We start from the raw sequence: 14,242 nt of genomic DNA on the forward strand, positions 1-14,242 counted from the left end.
GCCCTTCTTTGAAGCCATTATTTCAGGTCATCGGTGGGACACAGACTGGCACTGAGGCCATGGTCTGCAGTGATGTTGGAGCCAGTCATGGCCCCGGAACAGGAGGACAGAAGGAAGGCGGCGATATGCCCCACTTCCTCGACCGTGTTGTACTTGTTGTCCGCGTGCATCTTGTCAAAGGATGCGGCCAGCGCAGGGCTCTCATCTGCGACCTTGGCAACCGCCTCGGTTTTCGTCAGGCCCGGGCACAAGCTGTTTACGCGAATACCTTTCTTGCCCAGGCTCCAGGCCATAGCGCGGGTCATTGCCACAATGGCGCCTTTGGTTGCGGCATACATTTCGTAGCCAGCCACACTGGCACCGGCATGATTGGAAGCGATGTTTACAATCGCCGCACCGGCCTGCATACGCCGCGCCGCAGCCTGGCACAACAGAAATACGGAGCGCTGGTTGACTTCCCACAAGCAGTCGAGCTTGTCCAAATCAAAATCGAGAAAGTCGCCTTCGATGGTCACGCCAGCGTTGTTCACCAGGCCATCGATACGTCCGAAGCGCGCCACCACCGACTCAATAAATGGGTCTATCGCCGAGGCATCGCCCACATTCAACGGAAAGTAAGCACTCTCAAAACCGCGGTCCCGCAGTGTTTCAACGCGATTGCCAGCATCGTTGATATCTGCCAGAACAACAGTGGCACCTGCCTCGGCACACACCTGTGCGATACCCCAGCCGATGCCCGCGGCAGCGCCCGTGATTACAACCACCTTCTGATCCAGCAAGGCTTTAGACATGAAGACTACTCACTTATTTAATCGTCGCTTATCGCCGTTTGCGGTGCGCGCTTACGCGCGCACCATGGTGGCTTCAATCTCTTCGATGGATTTATTCTTGGTTTCCGGCAGCAAGCGGAACAACAGCGCCAGGCTCACGGTGATGCAAGCGGCATAAAATAGGAAGATTTCCGCAGCGCCCATATTGTTCAACTGCCAGGGGAAGAACTGCTGTACGAAGTAACTGACGGTGCTCACAATCAGCGCAAAGAATGGAATGGCCACACCGCGCACATGGGTGGGGAAGATTTCCGAGAACAACACCCACATAACCGGCCCGATAGACAGGTTAAAGGACGCGATAAAACACATGATGCCCGCAAGCACCAGCGTGGCATCAATTTGAATTGCCTGCTGGATCAATAGGCCTTCATTGGCACGGGCTGTGGCCTCGCCCAATGCTTGATACATCGCCTGCTTGAAGGCCACGTCCGTTTCGAAGGCAGTACCCACCAGCGCCTGCATTGCCGACACATCAATATTCGCGGCCGCCAGTGCCTGCAGCGAGGCCGCTGTTAGTTCGTAGCTCGCCTGGTTGAATGCCCAGCTACACAGGAACAGGCTGACACCACCCCAGGCCAAACCAAACAGCACCAGCGGGCGACGGCCGAGGCGGTCGATCAGCAGCAACGCCAGGATGGTGAACATCACACTCACCACCCCCACAACAACCGCCTGCAGGAAGGCCGCATCGGTACCAATACCCACCTGCTCAAATACAGTGGGCGCATAGAACATAATCGCGTTAATGCCGGTAATCGGCTGGGCCACCGCAATGACGAGGCCTACCCAGAAGGCGGTGCGCAAGCGCGGTTTGAAAATCTCGGCAACTTGCTGCCGGAAACTACCGCTAGGCGCAGCGGCAGCGCTCTCCTGAATCTCCTGGATCTGCGGCTCAATATGAACCGCAGGCATCAGCTTACCCATGACTACGCGCGCTTCACTAAGACGACCTTTCAGCACCAGCCAGCGCGGGCTCTCCGGAATAATCAGAAGCATCAGTAGCCAGATCAGCGCCGGCACAACTTCCACCCCCAGCATCCAGCGCCAGGTGTACTGATCGATACCCAAGGTGGTTACCCAGGCGGCGTCCGCATTGGAAGCTTGCAGGATCAGGTAGTTGGCGAAGTACGCGGCAGACAGCCCCACCACTGTGGTGATCTGGTTCATCGAGACCAGCTTGCCGCGCATATTCGCCGGCGCTATCTCACCAATATACATGGAGGCCAGAGACAGGGAGGTAAATGCCAAACCACCGAGGAATCGCGCGGCCACCAGCATTTCAAAGTTGGGCGCGAGGACCGAGCCAATCGCCGATAACAGGTATAAGGCAGCGATGATCAGCAAAGCCGTCTTGCGGCCCCAGGCATCGCAGATACGCCCGGTAACCAGCAGGGCAAAGATCACCCCAAAACCCGGCGCACTTACCACGGTACCCACTTGCAGGTCAGACAGGGTAAACTCAGCGGTAATGAAGCGCACGGTGCCGGAAATCAGCGCCGCGTCGAGACCAAAGATGAAACCGCCAAACGCCACAATTGCGGCAAATTTGAAGGCGGTTAATTGAAATCCTCTCATCGGACGACCCTCTTTATTGTTATGGGTACTCCGACCGCAGGTTGCTGGAACGGGCACCACTTGATGTAGGCCCATCATACAACCCCATTTCCTTTTTGTTAACAATTAACTATATACAAATATTCCTGTAACCCCTTATACTGGCTCCATCCTGACCCCCTGTGGGAAAAGACCAGTAAGAACAACAGGAATACAACATGCTGAGCCAGCAGTTTCATCAGGCGTTGGAAGCCTGCCCACTGATCGCCATTATTCGCGGCGTTACCCCAGATGAAGTCGATATGGTCGCCAACACCCTGCTAGAGGCCGGTGTACGCGCTATCGAGATTCCGCTGAACTCCCCTGTGGAACCGCTCAAAAGCATCGAGCGACTGGCCACCATCATGGACAACTTCGGCGAAACCACCATTTGCGGTGCCGGTACCGTGCTCACCGAAGAGCAGGTACAGAGTGTACAAAATGCCGGCGGAAAGATCATTGTTTCACCTAATTGCGACCCGGAAATTATCCGGGCCACTGTCGACCGTGACCTGATTTCTGTTCCCGGTTGCCTCACCCCCACGGAAGCCTTCAGCGCGCTCAAGGCCGGTGCCCGGGTACTGAAGATGTTCCCGGTGGCAGATTTCCCGGCACAGTACCTGACCTCCCTCGGCGCGGTGGTACCAAAAGATGTGCTTACCCTGGCGGTAGGTGGCATCACCGACACCAATATGGATGAGTACTGGCAGGCCGGTGCCCGTGGCTTTGGCCTGGGATCCAACATATATGCGGCGGGCGATAACGCCAGCCAGATTGCCGACAAGGCGCGCATCATGGTCGATGCAGCCAAGCGCGCCCAGGCGCTCGGCGACTAGTTTCTCCCCGTATCGATGTGTGGTTATGCAACCGTGGCTTTAACCTCCGCGGCCCAGGCCAAGCATCAATACACGTTGTCAGTTGCGATTGACTCTTCGCAATCTTTGCCCTGCCACAACGCCATTTGTGGCGAACAGGGCATTTTCTCTCGCTTCAGCGCCTCTTTTGGGGCGCTTTTTTTATATCTGGAAAGAGCGCGCCCTTTAAATCTTCTAGTAAGCCTTCTAGGCCTGATAGGTCTGCACACCCCAACGTTCAACGCACTCAAACACCATCAAAGCCCGAGCGACGCACTGATACGGCCGGCAGACTCCTGTACCGCGCGAATCAATTCTTCACGCTCCAGTTTCTTGCCAACCACCGAAGTGAGGCTGGACACCGCCAATGCAGCAATAGTCGCGCCTTCGGGCCGACCCACCAGCGCCGCGCAGTCGGTAACGCCATCGGTTAGTTCACTGGTACACAGCTCGAACCCGGCCTCGCGCACTGCCAACAACGACTGCTCCACTTCGGCAGCCTCCGTCAGGTTATGCACGCCGCGCAGCAAATCCGCACGACGCCCAGGATCGCAATTAGCCAGAAGCACCCGGCCGGAAACCGTCTGCAGCAGCGGGAACAGAGTGCCTTCATTGAACGACAGGGATACCGGCCCCGGGCTCTGTACCTGCAGCACCACCATCAATTGCCCCTGGTGGATCACGCTCAAATGGCAGGACTGCCCGAGTCGCGCCGCCAGTGCCTCCATCTCCGGCTGTGCGGCAAAGCGCAACTGGGAGACAGGGGAAAGTGTGCGCGTCAGTTCCAGCAATTTGAGGGAGACCCGATATTTGCCGGACACCTCCTCCCGCAACAGGTACCCACGGGCCTCGAGGCCAACCAAAACACGAAAGATCTCACTGGTAGTACGCCCAATACCCTGGGCTATATCGGACTGCGACAGCGGTAGCGACTCCGCCGCCAGAAATTCGAGTATTTCCAGCGCCTTATCCAGCGCCGGAACCGCATATTTACTGCCGTTATCGCTCTTCTGGCCTGCACTCTTGTCTTTGTCTTTTGCGGGCACCGCTTTCCCCTTAAACCCGTTTCGATCAACCCAAAACAATCAACCGGTCGCATTCAAGCCATTGCTGTTCGGGCTTCTGCAAACCTTTTTGATGATTCGCGCATTTAAGCACAGGTTGACACCGGCAAAAAACGATTTTTATACTTGAACAATAATTTTATATATAAAAATCCTGATGAGCCGCCAACCAGCGGGCAAACACAGCCCGCAACCTGTCGACCAACACCGACGGGAGTTACCGAGAGAAAATCATGAGCAGCTCAACAAGCAACAGCAGCCCGGAACAAATTGTTCTGCGCGGTATGACCTGGAACCACACCCGGGGTTTCACCCCCATGGTGGCGGCCGCCCAGCGCTTTGAAGAATTGAATCCACACGTGACCATCGAGTGGGACAAGCGCTCACTGCAGGCTTTCGCCGACCACCCCATCGACGACCTTGCCGGCCGTTACGACCTGCTGGTGATCGATCACCCCTGGACCGGGTTTGCAGCACGGGAAAAAGTGATTCTGCCTTTGGATGATTACCTGCCAGCCGCTTTTCTGCAGGACCAGGCAGACAATGCCGTGGGCCAGTCCCATAACTCCTACAACTACGACGGCCAGCAGTGGGCCCTCGCCCTGGATGCCGCCACTCCCGTCGCTTCCCTGCGCCCAGACCTGCTGCAACAAAAGGGGCTGGACGAGCCAAAAACCTGGGAAGACTTGATGGCTCTAGCCGAGCAAGGCCTGGTGGCTGTGCCGAGCATTCCCCAAGACACCCTGATGAACTTCTACATGTTGTGTTCAGCCATGGGTGAAGACCCCTGTGTGGGCGAAGAGGAAGTAGTCAGTAGTGCGGTGGGCCTGGAAGCGCTGGGCATGCTGAAGGCCCTGTCCGATAACCTCGATCGCCGCTGCTTCGACTGGAACCCGATCAAGGTCTACGAGGCAATGACCCTCAGCGACGACTTCGCGTACTGCCCATTTGCTTATGGCTATGCGAATTACGCGCAGCCGGGTTATGCACGCAAGCGCCTGGCATTCCGCGATACGGTCACCGCAGGGCCCAAGGCAGAACACCTGAAAACCACCCTCGGTGGCACCGGCCTGGCAATTTCCGCCCAGACCAAACACGCAGAAGTGGCCGCACAATTTGTGGAGTTTGCCGGCAACCCGGACTTCCAGGGGTCTTTCTATATCCAGTACGGCGGCCAGCCGGGGCACCGCGCCGCTTGGCAAGCCGAGCCGGCGAACCAGCTCACCAACGACTATTTCGCCAACACCCTGCCCACGCTCGACCGCGCCTTCCTGCGGCCGCGCTACCACGGGCATATGTTCTTCCAGGACAACTCGGGCGCACCTATTCGCAACTACCTGATGCACGGCGGCGACGCCAACGCACTGCTCGACCAACTCAATGCACTGTATGTGAAATCTCGTCAGGGTTAATTCATGACGCAACCACTCAAAGGCATCACCGTTCTCGAATTCAGCCAGTACCTGGCAGGCCCCTATGCGGGTCTGCGCCTGGCAGACCTCGGTGCGCGGGTAATCAAAATAGAACGCCCGGGCAGCGGCGATGCCTGCCGCAATCTCGCCACCAAGGATTTATGGGTGGATGGTGACAGCTTGCTGTTCCACACCATCAACCGCAATAAAGAGTCCTTTTGTGCAGACCTGAAAAACCCGGGTGATCTGGCGGCGATCCGCCAACTGATCCGTCAGGCGGACGTGATGACCCACAACTTCCGTCCAGGGGTAATGGAAAAGATCGGGCTCGACTACACCAGTGTACAGGCAATTAACCCGCGCATTATTTATGGGGAAGTATCCGGTTACGGCAACGAAGGTCCCTGGGTACACAAGCCCGGCCAGGACCTACTGGCGCAAGCGGTGTCAGGACTCGGCTGGCTCTCGGGCAATCGCGACCAGGGGCCGGTGCCGCTAGGCCTCGCCATTGCCGACATGCTGTGCGGTACCCATCTGGCACAAGGTATTCTCGCCGCTCTGGTGCGCCGGCAGCGCGCCACAAAGCGCTCTGGAAAATACCCTGCGGACAACGGCGCAAATGGAATAGGGAAAATAGAAGGAATAGAAGGGGCAGAAGGAATAGAAGCGGGAAATACCGGTGCAAAAGTACAGGTAAGCCTGCTCGAGTCCATGATCGACTTTCAGTTTGAAGGGCTTACTACCTACCTGAACAATGGCCAGCAGCCACCAAGCCGCAGTGAAATCGCCAACGCCCACGCATTCCTCGGCGCCCCTTACGGGATCTACCAGACCAAAGACCACTGGATCGCAATTTCCATGGGTCCGCTGGGACCACTGGCAGAGGCACTGGCGTGTCCGGCGCTCATCCGAAACGATATTGACAAGCAAGCGTTCAGTCAGCGCGATACCATCAAGGCCACGCTCGCAGAGCATCTGCGCACTCAGTCAACCGACTACTGGATGCAGCGCCTCAACACCGCCGCCATCTGGGCATCAGAAGTCGTGGACTACGACACCCTGCTGCAGCACCCCGCGTTCAAGGCAGTAGCCATGGAGCTACAGGTCTCGCGACCCGCGCAAAATGCGCGCGGCAACGAAGTCACCGTAACGACAACCCGCTGCCCGTTACAGATTAACGGGCAGCGCTTTACCTGTCACAGAGCTGCCCCGGTACTGGGTGCCGATACCGCACACATCCGGCAAACACTGCTGGCAAAGCAGGAGGTTGTACAATGAGTGAACTGCAGCGACCGCTTGACGGCTTACTCGTACTCGACTTCTCCCAGTTTCTATCTGGCCCTTCCGCCGCACTGAGGCTAGCCGACTTGGGCGCCCGGGTGATCAAGATCGAACGCCCGGAGCGCGGCGAAGACGGCCGCAACCTCTACCTGTCGGATTGTGTTTTGGAAGGTGAGTCCACGCTGTTCCACGCAATCAACCGCGACAAGGAAAGCTTTTGTGTGGACCTGAAGGACCCCGCTCAACGGGATGCGCTGAATACGCTGATTAAGCAAGCGGATATCCTCATCGCAAATTTCCGCCCCGGGGTGATGCACCGGCTGGGCCTCGATTACCAATCCGTAAAAAGCCTGAATCCGGGAATCGTCTACGGGGAAATCAGTGGCTACGGCCTCGTTGGTCCGTGGGCGGAGCGCCCCGGGCAGGATCTATTGCTACAGGCACTCTCCGGCCTCACGTGGCTGTCCGGCAGCCGGGCAGACGGCCCCGTCGCCATGGGTGTGCCCGTTGCCGACATCTTTACCGGCGCGCAACTGGTACAGGGTATTCTCGCCGCCGTATTTGCGCGAGAGTTTTCCGGTGAAGGCAGCCATGTGCAGATCAGCATGCTGGAAGCGATGCTGGATTTTCAGTTCGAACCACTCACCATTGCCCTGCACGACCCGGAGCAATCCATCGAGCGCGCGGCCGTCAATGGCGCCCATGCGCTGGTTGCCGGCGCCTACGGGTTTTACCGCACTCAGGACGGCTATATAGCGCTGTCGATGGGACGGGTCGAGGATCTCGCGCGCCTGCTCGACTGCCCCGCATTACTACCCTTTTCCGACCCAGCACTCGCCTTCGCAGAGCGCGATGCCATCAAGCAAATTCTCGCCGACCACCTGCCCTGCCAGACTACTGCGCACTGGCTGTCACTGCTAGAGCCCGCAGACATCTGGTGTGCCGAGGTACTCGACTGGGAGCAGTTACTGGCACACGAAGGGTTCAAAACCCTCGGCATGTTGCAGTCACTCCCCATGCCCGGGGGCAACGCGTTAACCACCAGCCGCTGCCCTATCCGGATTGATGAACAGTGCCTTTGGGGCAGCCAACCTGCGCCACAACTGGGGCAACACCAGGCAGCAATTAACCAGGAAATACAAAGTTTCCTCAACGCATTGAAAGGAATGAGCCATGAGTGAAGGTCACACACCGCTCGGCGAGACAATGGTAAAGACAACGGCCACGCCCGCTCGAGTAGCACTCACCAAATCTGCGGAAGGCGTTGCGTACATTTCACTGAATCTGGCCCCCGCAAACGCCTACTACGAAGCATTTCTACGGGAAATTGGCGTGGTCATTCGCACTCTGGAGCAAGACGATAGCGTGCGCGTGGTGGTGATCAAAAGTGGGTTGGAAAAGTTCTTTTGTGCGGGCGCGGACATCAAGGTATTCGCGAGTAATAGCGTACAACAAAATCTCGCACTGGTTGCCGCCGCACGGATCAACGCGAATGCGATTGAAAACAGCAGCAAAGTCTATATCGCCGAGATTTCCGGGCACTGCCTCGGCGGCGGCCTGGAAATCGCGATGGCCTGCGATTTTATCTTCGCAGCGGAAGGCAACTACCGGTTTGGCCTGCCTGAAATCAAGCTTGGATTGATCCCAGGCAATGGCGGCACCCAGCGTCTGGTGCGCCGTATTGGCCGACGGGCAGCCATGGAACTCCTGCTTACCGGCGATACTTTTGGAGTGAGCCATGCGCAAGAACTGGGCTTGCTGGACGGTACCTACAGCCGCGATTCCCTGGCCGAGGGAACGCGTGAGTTCGCGAACGAAATTGCACGCAGCCCGGGCCGCGCCATCGCCGCCACCAAGCGCGCCTTGCGTGAAGGCAGCTCACTGCCACTCGCCCAGGGGCTGGCGCTGGAGGCCGAGTTGGCAGACGCGCTGTATGAAACACCCGACGCCGCAGAGGGCTTACAAGCCTTTCTGGAAAAGCGTTCGCCCGTGTTTAATCGATAAACGTAATCCGTAGAGACAATCAGTCCCAAATCAATCGATCAGACCCAGATATAAAAAATACAAGGAGAAGATGATGAGTACATCGAGCACAACCGCGCAACCCCATTACCAGTGCTATATCGACGGCAATTGGGTCGACAGCGCACAAAAGCTGTCGGTGGAAAACCCCGCGACCGGCGAAGTATTCAGCAGCGTACCCGACTGCACTCTGGAACAGGCAAACGCTGCACTGGCATCCTCTCAGGCTGCACTGCAAAGCTGGAAAATGTTGCCGGCAATCGAACGTGGCCGTCATCTGTTTCGCCTGATTGAAGCACTGCAACCAAAGCGCGACCTGTTTGCCCGCCTGCTGGTACTCGAACAGGGCAAAACCCTGAACGAAGCCTACGGCGAATTCGACGATACCCTGAATTACCTTACCTACTCCGCAGAGGCTGCGCGCCGCATCGAAGGCAATATCTTTCCCTCCGATAACGCAGGCGAACAGCTTTGGATTCAGAAGGTACCCTACGGCGTAACCGTCGGGCTGTGCGCGTTTAACTACCCGCTCGCCCTGATCGGCCGCAAAGTGGGCCCGGCACTGGTAACCGGTAACACCATGATAGTGAAACCCCACGAGGCGACACCGATTACCGCCATGGAGTTTGCCAAGGTTGTCGAGGAAGCCGGCATTCCAAAAGGTGTGATCAACATCATTAGCAGCAGCGGCATTGCGGTTGGCGAGCACCTGGTAAAAAGCCCGATTACCCAGCTGGTGACACTCACCGGCAGTATCCGCGCGGGCCAGGCGATCTGTCGTGCGGTGGCAGAAAACGTAACCGCGGTATCCCTGGAACTGGGCGGTAAAGCGTCCTTTATCGTGCTGGACGATGCCGACATCGACAAAGCCGTGGATGCGGTGGTGATCTCCCGCTACGCAAACTGCGGACAAGTGTGTATCTGTGCAGAACTGGTGCTGGTACACGAAAAGGTTGCTGACGAATTCACCCGCAAAGTACTGGAGAAAGTAAAAGCACTCACGGTGGGCAACCCCATGGACAACCCCAGCATGGGTCCATCGGTGACCGCACAGGGGTTGGACCGGGTGGAATCCATTGTGCAGGAAACCATTAATGCCGGCGCGACTGTCGCCTATGGTGGTGGCCGCCCACAAGGTAGCGAGTTTGAAAACGGTAACTGGTACCAGCCCACCGTGCTCACCGAGGTGACGGCAGACATGGCGGCGGCCCGTGAAGAGATCTTCGGCCCGGTATTGCCCATCGTCAAAATTTCGTCCTTTGACGAAGCGGTTGCCATCACCAACCGCCGCAACGACGGCCTGAGCTGCTACCTGTGGAGCAACGACTACCGCATCATCATGGATGGCATTGCCCGACTGGAAGTAGGCACAGTGTTTGTGAACAAGCAAATTGTCGGCTACATCCAGGGTTACCATTCCGGCCACAAGCGCAGTGGTATCGGCGGCGAAGATGGCATCTACGGCATCGAGGGATACCTGCAAAAACGCGCGGTGTATCTGAATTGCAACTAGTGCGGTGGCACTTGACAGAACGGGGGCCTAGCCCCCGTTTCAACAACGATTCTGTAGATGGATAAATGACCCAAGCCTTACCGCTCAGATGTTTTGGCCAAACCTAAACGATCACTGCGGGTTCGGGGAGCCCCTTGACCGCGTTGCGATAGACCAGCGTGACCCCATTGGCGACCTTAGCCCCCGGGCGATCTTCCAGCCCAACTGCGGCGGTGGTCACATACATATCGGTAAAATCCTCCCCCCCAAACGCCGGACAGGTGGTGCGAATCACTGGCGCTTCCAGCGCCGCGATTTCCCGGCCGCTCGGGTCAAAGCACTGGGTGCGCGCGCTGTCCCATAGTGAAGACCACATATTGCCCTGCCCATCCATTACTGCGCCGTCGGGAATCAGCTCCTGTGTACTCAGGTCCAGGAAGACTTCGGGCTCACCCATGGGCCAGCCATCAGCGGTATTCAGCAGTACGCGGTAAACGGTATTTTTTGCAGAGTCTGCGTAGTAGCCATAACAGCGTTCGCGGTCAAAGCAGATGCCATTGGGTACTGTCATTCCTGAATCGAGCCGACGCAGTTCGCCTTTGTACCACCGATAAAGGTTCCCCTGGTCCGGCTCACCATTGATGCCCATGGTACCAATCCAGAAACCACCCCAGGGGTCGGCGCGGCCGTCATTGCTGCGATTGCCCGGCATATCGGGTTCCAATACGCACAGCAGGGTCTTTTCGCCGGAATTCAAATCCATCAGGTGCAGGCCACTCTGGCAGGCAACCAGGGCACGGTCGCGATCCACCCAGCCTATCGCCGAAGGCATTTCGCCCATATCCCAGGTTTGCGCGCCATCGGGGCCCTTGGCCAACACTTTGTTATTCAGTAGGTCCACCCAATACAAGGTCTTGCGCAATGGATGCCACAGCGGGCCCTCGCCCAAGCTGCATATCCGCGCATCAAAAACTTCAGCGGATACGGTTTCCGAGCCCGGCTTTTTGTTCGGCGAATCCAGCGGTTGATCACTCACGTGTAATCCTCAAATTCATTCAGTATTTTTCGATAATAATTTCTGAGTCGGCTACTGTGCCTTTACTAAACCGGTAATTTTCGCCGATACGCTACGTTGCAGATCAACAGGTTTGGTTTGCCCGGCGGCACGTACAATCAGTAGTGCCTTGCCTTCACTGGTGCGCAATCGTTCACTCTTGTAACGCTCCATAAGCGCCGAACGACCGTTGTCGGTACCCAACAGTTCCAAACTCTCGGGTAGTTGGAACTCAATATTAGCCTCCTGGTGGCGCACCGGGCGGCCCTTGGCATCCACCAGCTGTGCTTCCACATGCGCCACGCTGTAGCTATCCGCAGGCAGTAAGTCGCGGTCAAAAGTGAGCTCGATAGACACCGGTTGCGCCGCCGTCTCCACCTCCGCGGCCGCCACACAACCATCGATACCCCGGGCGGATAGTTTACCCCCGGCGAACGGGACAGCCCACTTGAGGAGACGGTCAGGATTGTCAGCAAGGGCCCTGGCGCCCAGCGAGCTTCCATTCAGGAACAGTTCGACTTGCGGGCAGTTGCTCAGCACCTCGACAATCACTAGCTCGCCATTGGCGTAATTCCAATGTCGGTTAACATCCTGCCACCCCCACACACGCTGCTCCCAGGCACCCGGCGTCTTTTCTACCACCTTGCCGTCTGTATCGCGGCGATACAGGGATTTCTCTTCCGTCTGGGAAGTGATTGCCACATAGGGAGCTGGATTCCACAGGGTGCGGTACAGGTCATAGGCGGGAGTCTCAAAACCTGCAAGGTCCAGCAGGCCACTGCGCACCGCCTTGCGCGGCCAGGCGCCATGGGCTTCGCCCAGGTAGTCGGTACCGGTCCATAAGAACGTGCCGGGAATAAAGTCGCGTTCCTCGATGGCCTTCCACTCGTGCCACTGCACCACATTTTCGGTACCCATGATCATTTTCTCCGGGTACTTCTCGTGCCCATAGTCATAGATCACACGACGGTAGCTGTAGCCGACAATATCCAGCGCATCAGTGTAACCGGAGATATGACTCACCGAAGGCAGAATCAGGTTCGCGGTTACAGGACGACTGGTGTCGAGTTCCTTAACCCAGCCCGAGAGTTTGGCCGCCGTTTTAGCCAACACGTATTGCCCGGCTTCGCTGCCGTGAAAGCGATCCTTGATTTCCTGCTCGGTGATAAACGGCGGGTTGTAGAAGTAATTGCCGGATGCGTTCATGTCGAAGTATCCGGTGGCATCCTTGTAACGCGGGTAGGTCCACTCGATCTCGTTGCCAATACTCCACATAATCACCGACGGGTGGTTGCGATCGCGCTTTACCGAGAGCTTGAGGTCGGATTCGGCTTCCTGCTGGAAATAGTCGGCGTATCCCCGGCTGATCCGGTCGTCATGGCGCTCCCATTGGTTGAGCCGCTTGTCCTTGGGGTTATCCCATTCATCAAAAATTTCCGCCTGGACCAGAAAACCCATTTCGTCACACAGGTCGAGAAATTCCTGAGAGGCCGGGTTGTGTGCGGTGCGGATGGCATTGGTACCCGCCCGCTTCAAACTTTCCAGCCTGCGCCGCCAGACGTCTTTTGGCACCGCGACACCGACAGCTCCGGCATCGTGGTGCAGGTTTACGCCTTTGATTTCAGTGTTCACACCATTCAGGTAAAAGCCGGTATTCGGGTCAAAACGAATTTCGCGCACGCCAAAGCGCGTTTCCAGTCGGTCCACTACCACATCGCCCGACAAGATCGTGGTTTGCGCACGATATAGGTAGGGGGTATCAGGGCTCCAAAGGCTGGGCGACTTAATCGAGAGAGCCTGCATGAAGGTGCCAGATTGATCCGCCGCAAGTTTGCTACTGGAATCCGCTCTTGCGACCTCACGTCCCTGCCCATCCAAAATCACCGAGTGGATGGTAAATTGCGCAGATTCATCGCGCTGGTTGGCAACCTCAACATCTAGTGTTACTTCGGCACGCTCTTCCGTGACTACTGGTGTTTTGACAAATAACCCCCAGATGGGGATATGCAATGGGTCCACGGAAACCAACTTCACATCTCGATAGATACCGGCTCCGGGGTACCAGCGGCTATCGATGTAGCGACTGCGGTCGACGCGCACGGCCACTAGGTTCTGCTTACCCGGATCAAGCAGATGATCAGTGATATCGATGTAAAACGGGGTATAGCCGTTGATGCGGCCACCGACGCGGGTCCCATTCAGCCAAATTTCTGAATGGTTATAAATGCCATCAAAGTACAGAAGAGAGCGATTTTTACCTGCGGTTTTCGGGGTAACGAAAGACTTCCGGTACCAGCCAATGCCTCCGGGTAAATATGCAGTGGCGCCATCTAGCGATGGGTCAAAATCCTGTTCGATACTCCAGTCGTGTGGCAAGCGCAGCGCTCGCCACCCACTATCATCGTAATCAGCGTGCCTAAAGTCGCTACTGTCTTCCAGCTTAAACTTCCAACCGAAATTAAAATCGGTGGAGCGTACAGGCCCAACCTCTCCTCGATTTAGTGAAGCGCTAATCGATGTAGAGGGGTTAGCGAGCGCCGTTGATACTAGGGCGGACAAAAAAAGGACCGAAGTAACAAGAACAAACGACCGAATAGAGACTGAAGTTTTCACGGTATTTCCTGTAATAGTATCTGG

At 56.9% G+C, this 14,242-nt stretch carries 11 protein-coding genes; 6 read left to right on the forward strand and 5 right to left on the reverse strand.

All coding sequences use genetic code 11. The features are described from left to right. Window positions 1-17: 17 nt before the first annotated feature. Together AS89_RS0113325 and AS89_RS0113330 are read right to left on the reverse strand one after the other, a co-directional pair. The gene (locus AS89_RS0113325; protein WP_010133191.1) at window positions 18-791 is read right to left on the reverse strand and encodes an SDR family NAD(P)-dependent oxidoreductase; all 774 of its coding nucleotides are present in this window, start codon (window positions 789-791) and stop codon (window positions 18-20) included. A 51-nt stretch (window positions 792-842) separates the two neighbouring features. After that, window positions 843-2,408, reverse strand: a complete 1,566-nt coding sequence (locus tag AS89_RS0113330; protein WP_010133192.1) for an MFS transporter — start codon at window positions 2,406-2,408, stop codon at window positions 843-845. A 197-nt stretch (window positions 2,409-2,605) separates the two neighbouring features. Between AS89_RS0113330 and AS89_RS0113335 the strand changes: the two genes are divergently transcribed. Next, the gene (locus AS89_RS0113335; protein ID WP_010133193.1) at window positions 2,606-3,262 is read left to right on the forward strand and encodes a 2-dehydro-3-deoxy-6-phosphogalactonate aldolase; all 657 of its coding nucleotides are present in this window, start codon (window positions 2,606-2,608) and stop codon (window positions 3,260-3,262) included. Between the two features lie 275 nt (window positions 3,263-3,537). Here AS89_RS0113335 and AS89_RS0113340 read toward each other — a convergent pair whose 3' ends face one another. After that, entirely contained in the window at window positions 3,538-4,326 is a 789-nt protein-coding gene (locus AS89_RS0113340; protein WP_010133194.1) for an IclR family transcriptional regulator, read from the reverse strand. A 251-nt stretch (window positions 4,327-4,577) separates the two neighbouring features. Here AS89_RS0113340 and AS89_RS0113345 point away from each other — a divergent pair, with 251 nt between their 5' ends. From AS89_RS0113345 to AS89_RS0113365, 5 genes are all read left to right on the forward strand, one after another. Continuing rightward, window positions 4,578-5,756: an ABC transporter substrate-binding protein gene (locus AS89_RS0113345; protein WP_010133195.1), complete on the forward strand. Its 1,179-nt coding sequence runs from the start codon at window positions 4,578-4,580 to the stop codon at window positions 5,754-5,756. Window positions 5,757-5,759: 3 nt separating this feature from the next. Then, window positions 5,760-7,034, forward strand: coding sequence for a CaiB/BaiF CoA transferase family protein (locus AS89_RS0113350; RefSeq protein WP_010133196.1), 1,275 nt, complete (start codon window positions 5,760-5,762; stop codon window positions 7,032-7,034). After that, window positions 7,031-8,218: a CaiB/BaiF CoA transferase family protein gene (locus AS89_RS0113355; protein ID WP_010133198.1), complete on the forward strand. Its 1,188-nt coding sequence runs from the start codon at window positions 7,031-7,033 to the stop codon at window positions 8,216-8,218. Before AS89_RS0113350 ends, AS89_RS0113355 begins: the two co-directional genes overlap by 4 nt. Further along, the gene (locus AS89_RS0113360; protein WP_010133199.1) at window positions 8,211-9,041 is read left to right on the forward strand and encodes an enoyl-CoA hydratase/isomerase family protein; all 831 of its coding nucleotides are present in this window, start codon (window positions 8,211-8,213) and stop codon (window positions 9,039-9,041) included. Before AS89_RS0113355 ends, AS89_RS0113360 begins: the two co-directional genes overlap by 8 nt. Before the next feature lie 73 nt (window positions 9,042-9,114). Further along, the gene (locus tag AS89_RS0113365; protein ID WP_010133200.1) at window positions 9,115-10,572 is read left to right on the forward strand and encodes an aldehyde dehydrogenase family protein; all 1,458 of its coding nucleotides are present in this window, start codon (window positions 9,115-9,117) and stop codon (window positions 10,570-10,572) included. Window positions 10,573-10,675: 103 nt separating this feature from the next. On the opposite strand, the gene AS89_RS0113370 is transcribed toward AS89_RS0113365, so the two are convergent. Beyond that, window positions 10,676-11,587 carry an SMP-30/gluconolactonase/LRE family protein gene (locus AS89_RS0113370; RefSeq protein ID WP_010133201.1) on the reverse strand — a complete coding sequence of 304 codons (912 nt, stop codon included), beginning with the start codon at window positions 11,585-11,587 and terminating at the stop codon, window positions 10,676-10,678. Between the two features lie 51 nt (window positions 11,588-11,638). After that, on the reverse strand, window positions 11,639-14,218 hold the full coding sequence (locus AS89_RS0113375) for a glycoside hydrolase family 2 TIM barrel-domain containing protein (RefSeq protein ID WP_237709691.1): 2,580 nt from the start codon (window positions 14,216-14,218) through the stop codon (window positions 11,639-11,641). Window positions 14,219-14,242 lie beyond the last annotated feature (24 nt).

Source organism: Microbulbifer agarilyticus S89, assembly GCF_000220505.1.
GTDB lineage: Bacteria > Pseudomonadota > Gammaproteobacteria > Pseudomonadales > Cellvibrionaceae > Microbulbifer > Microbulbifer agarilyticus_B.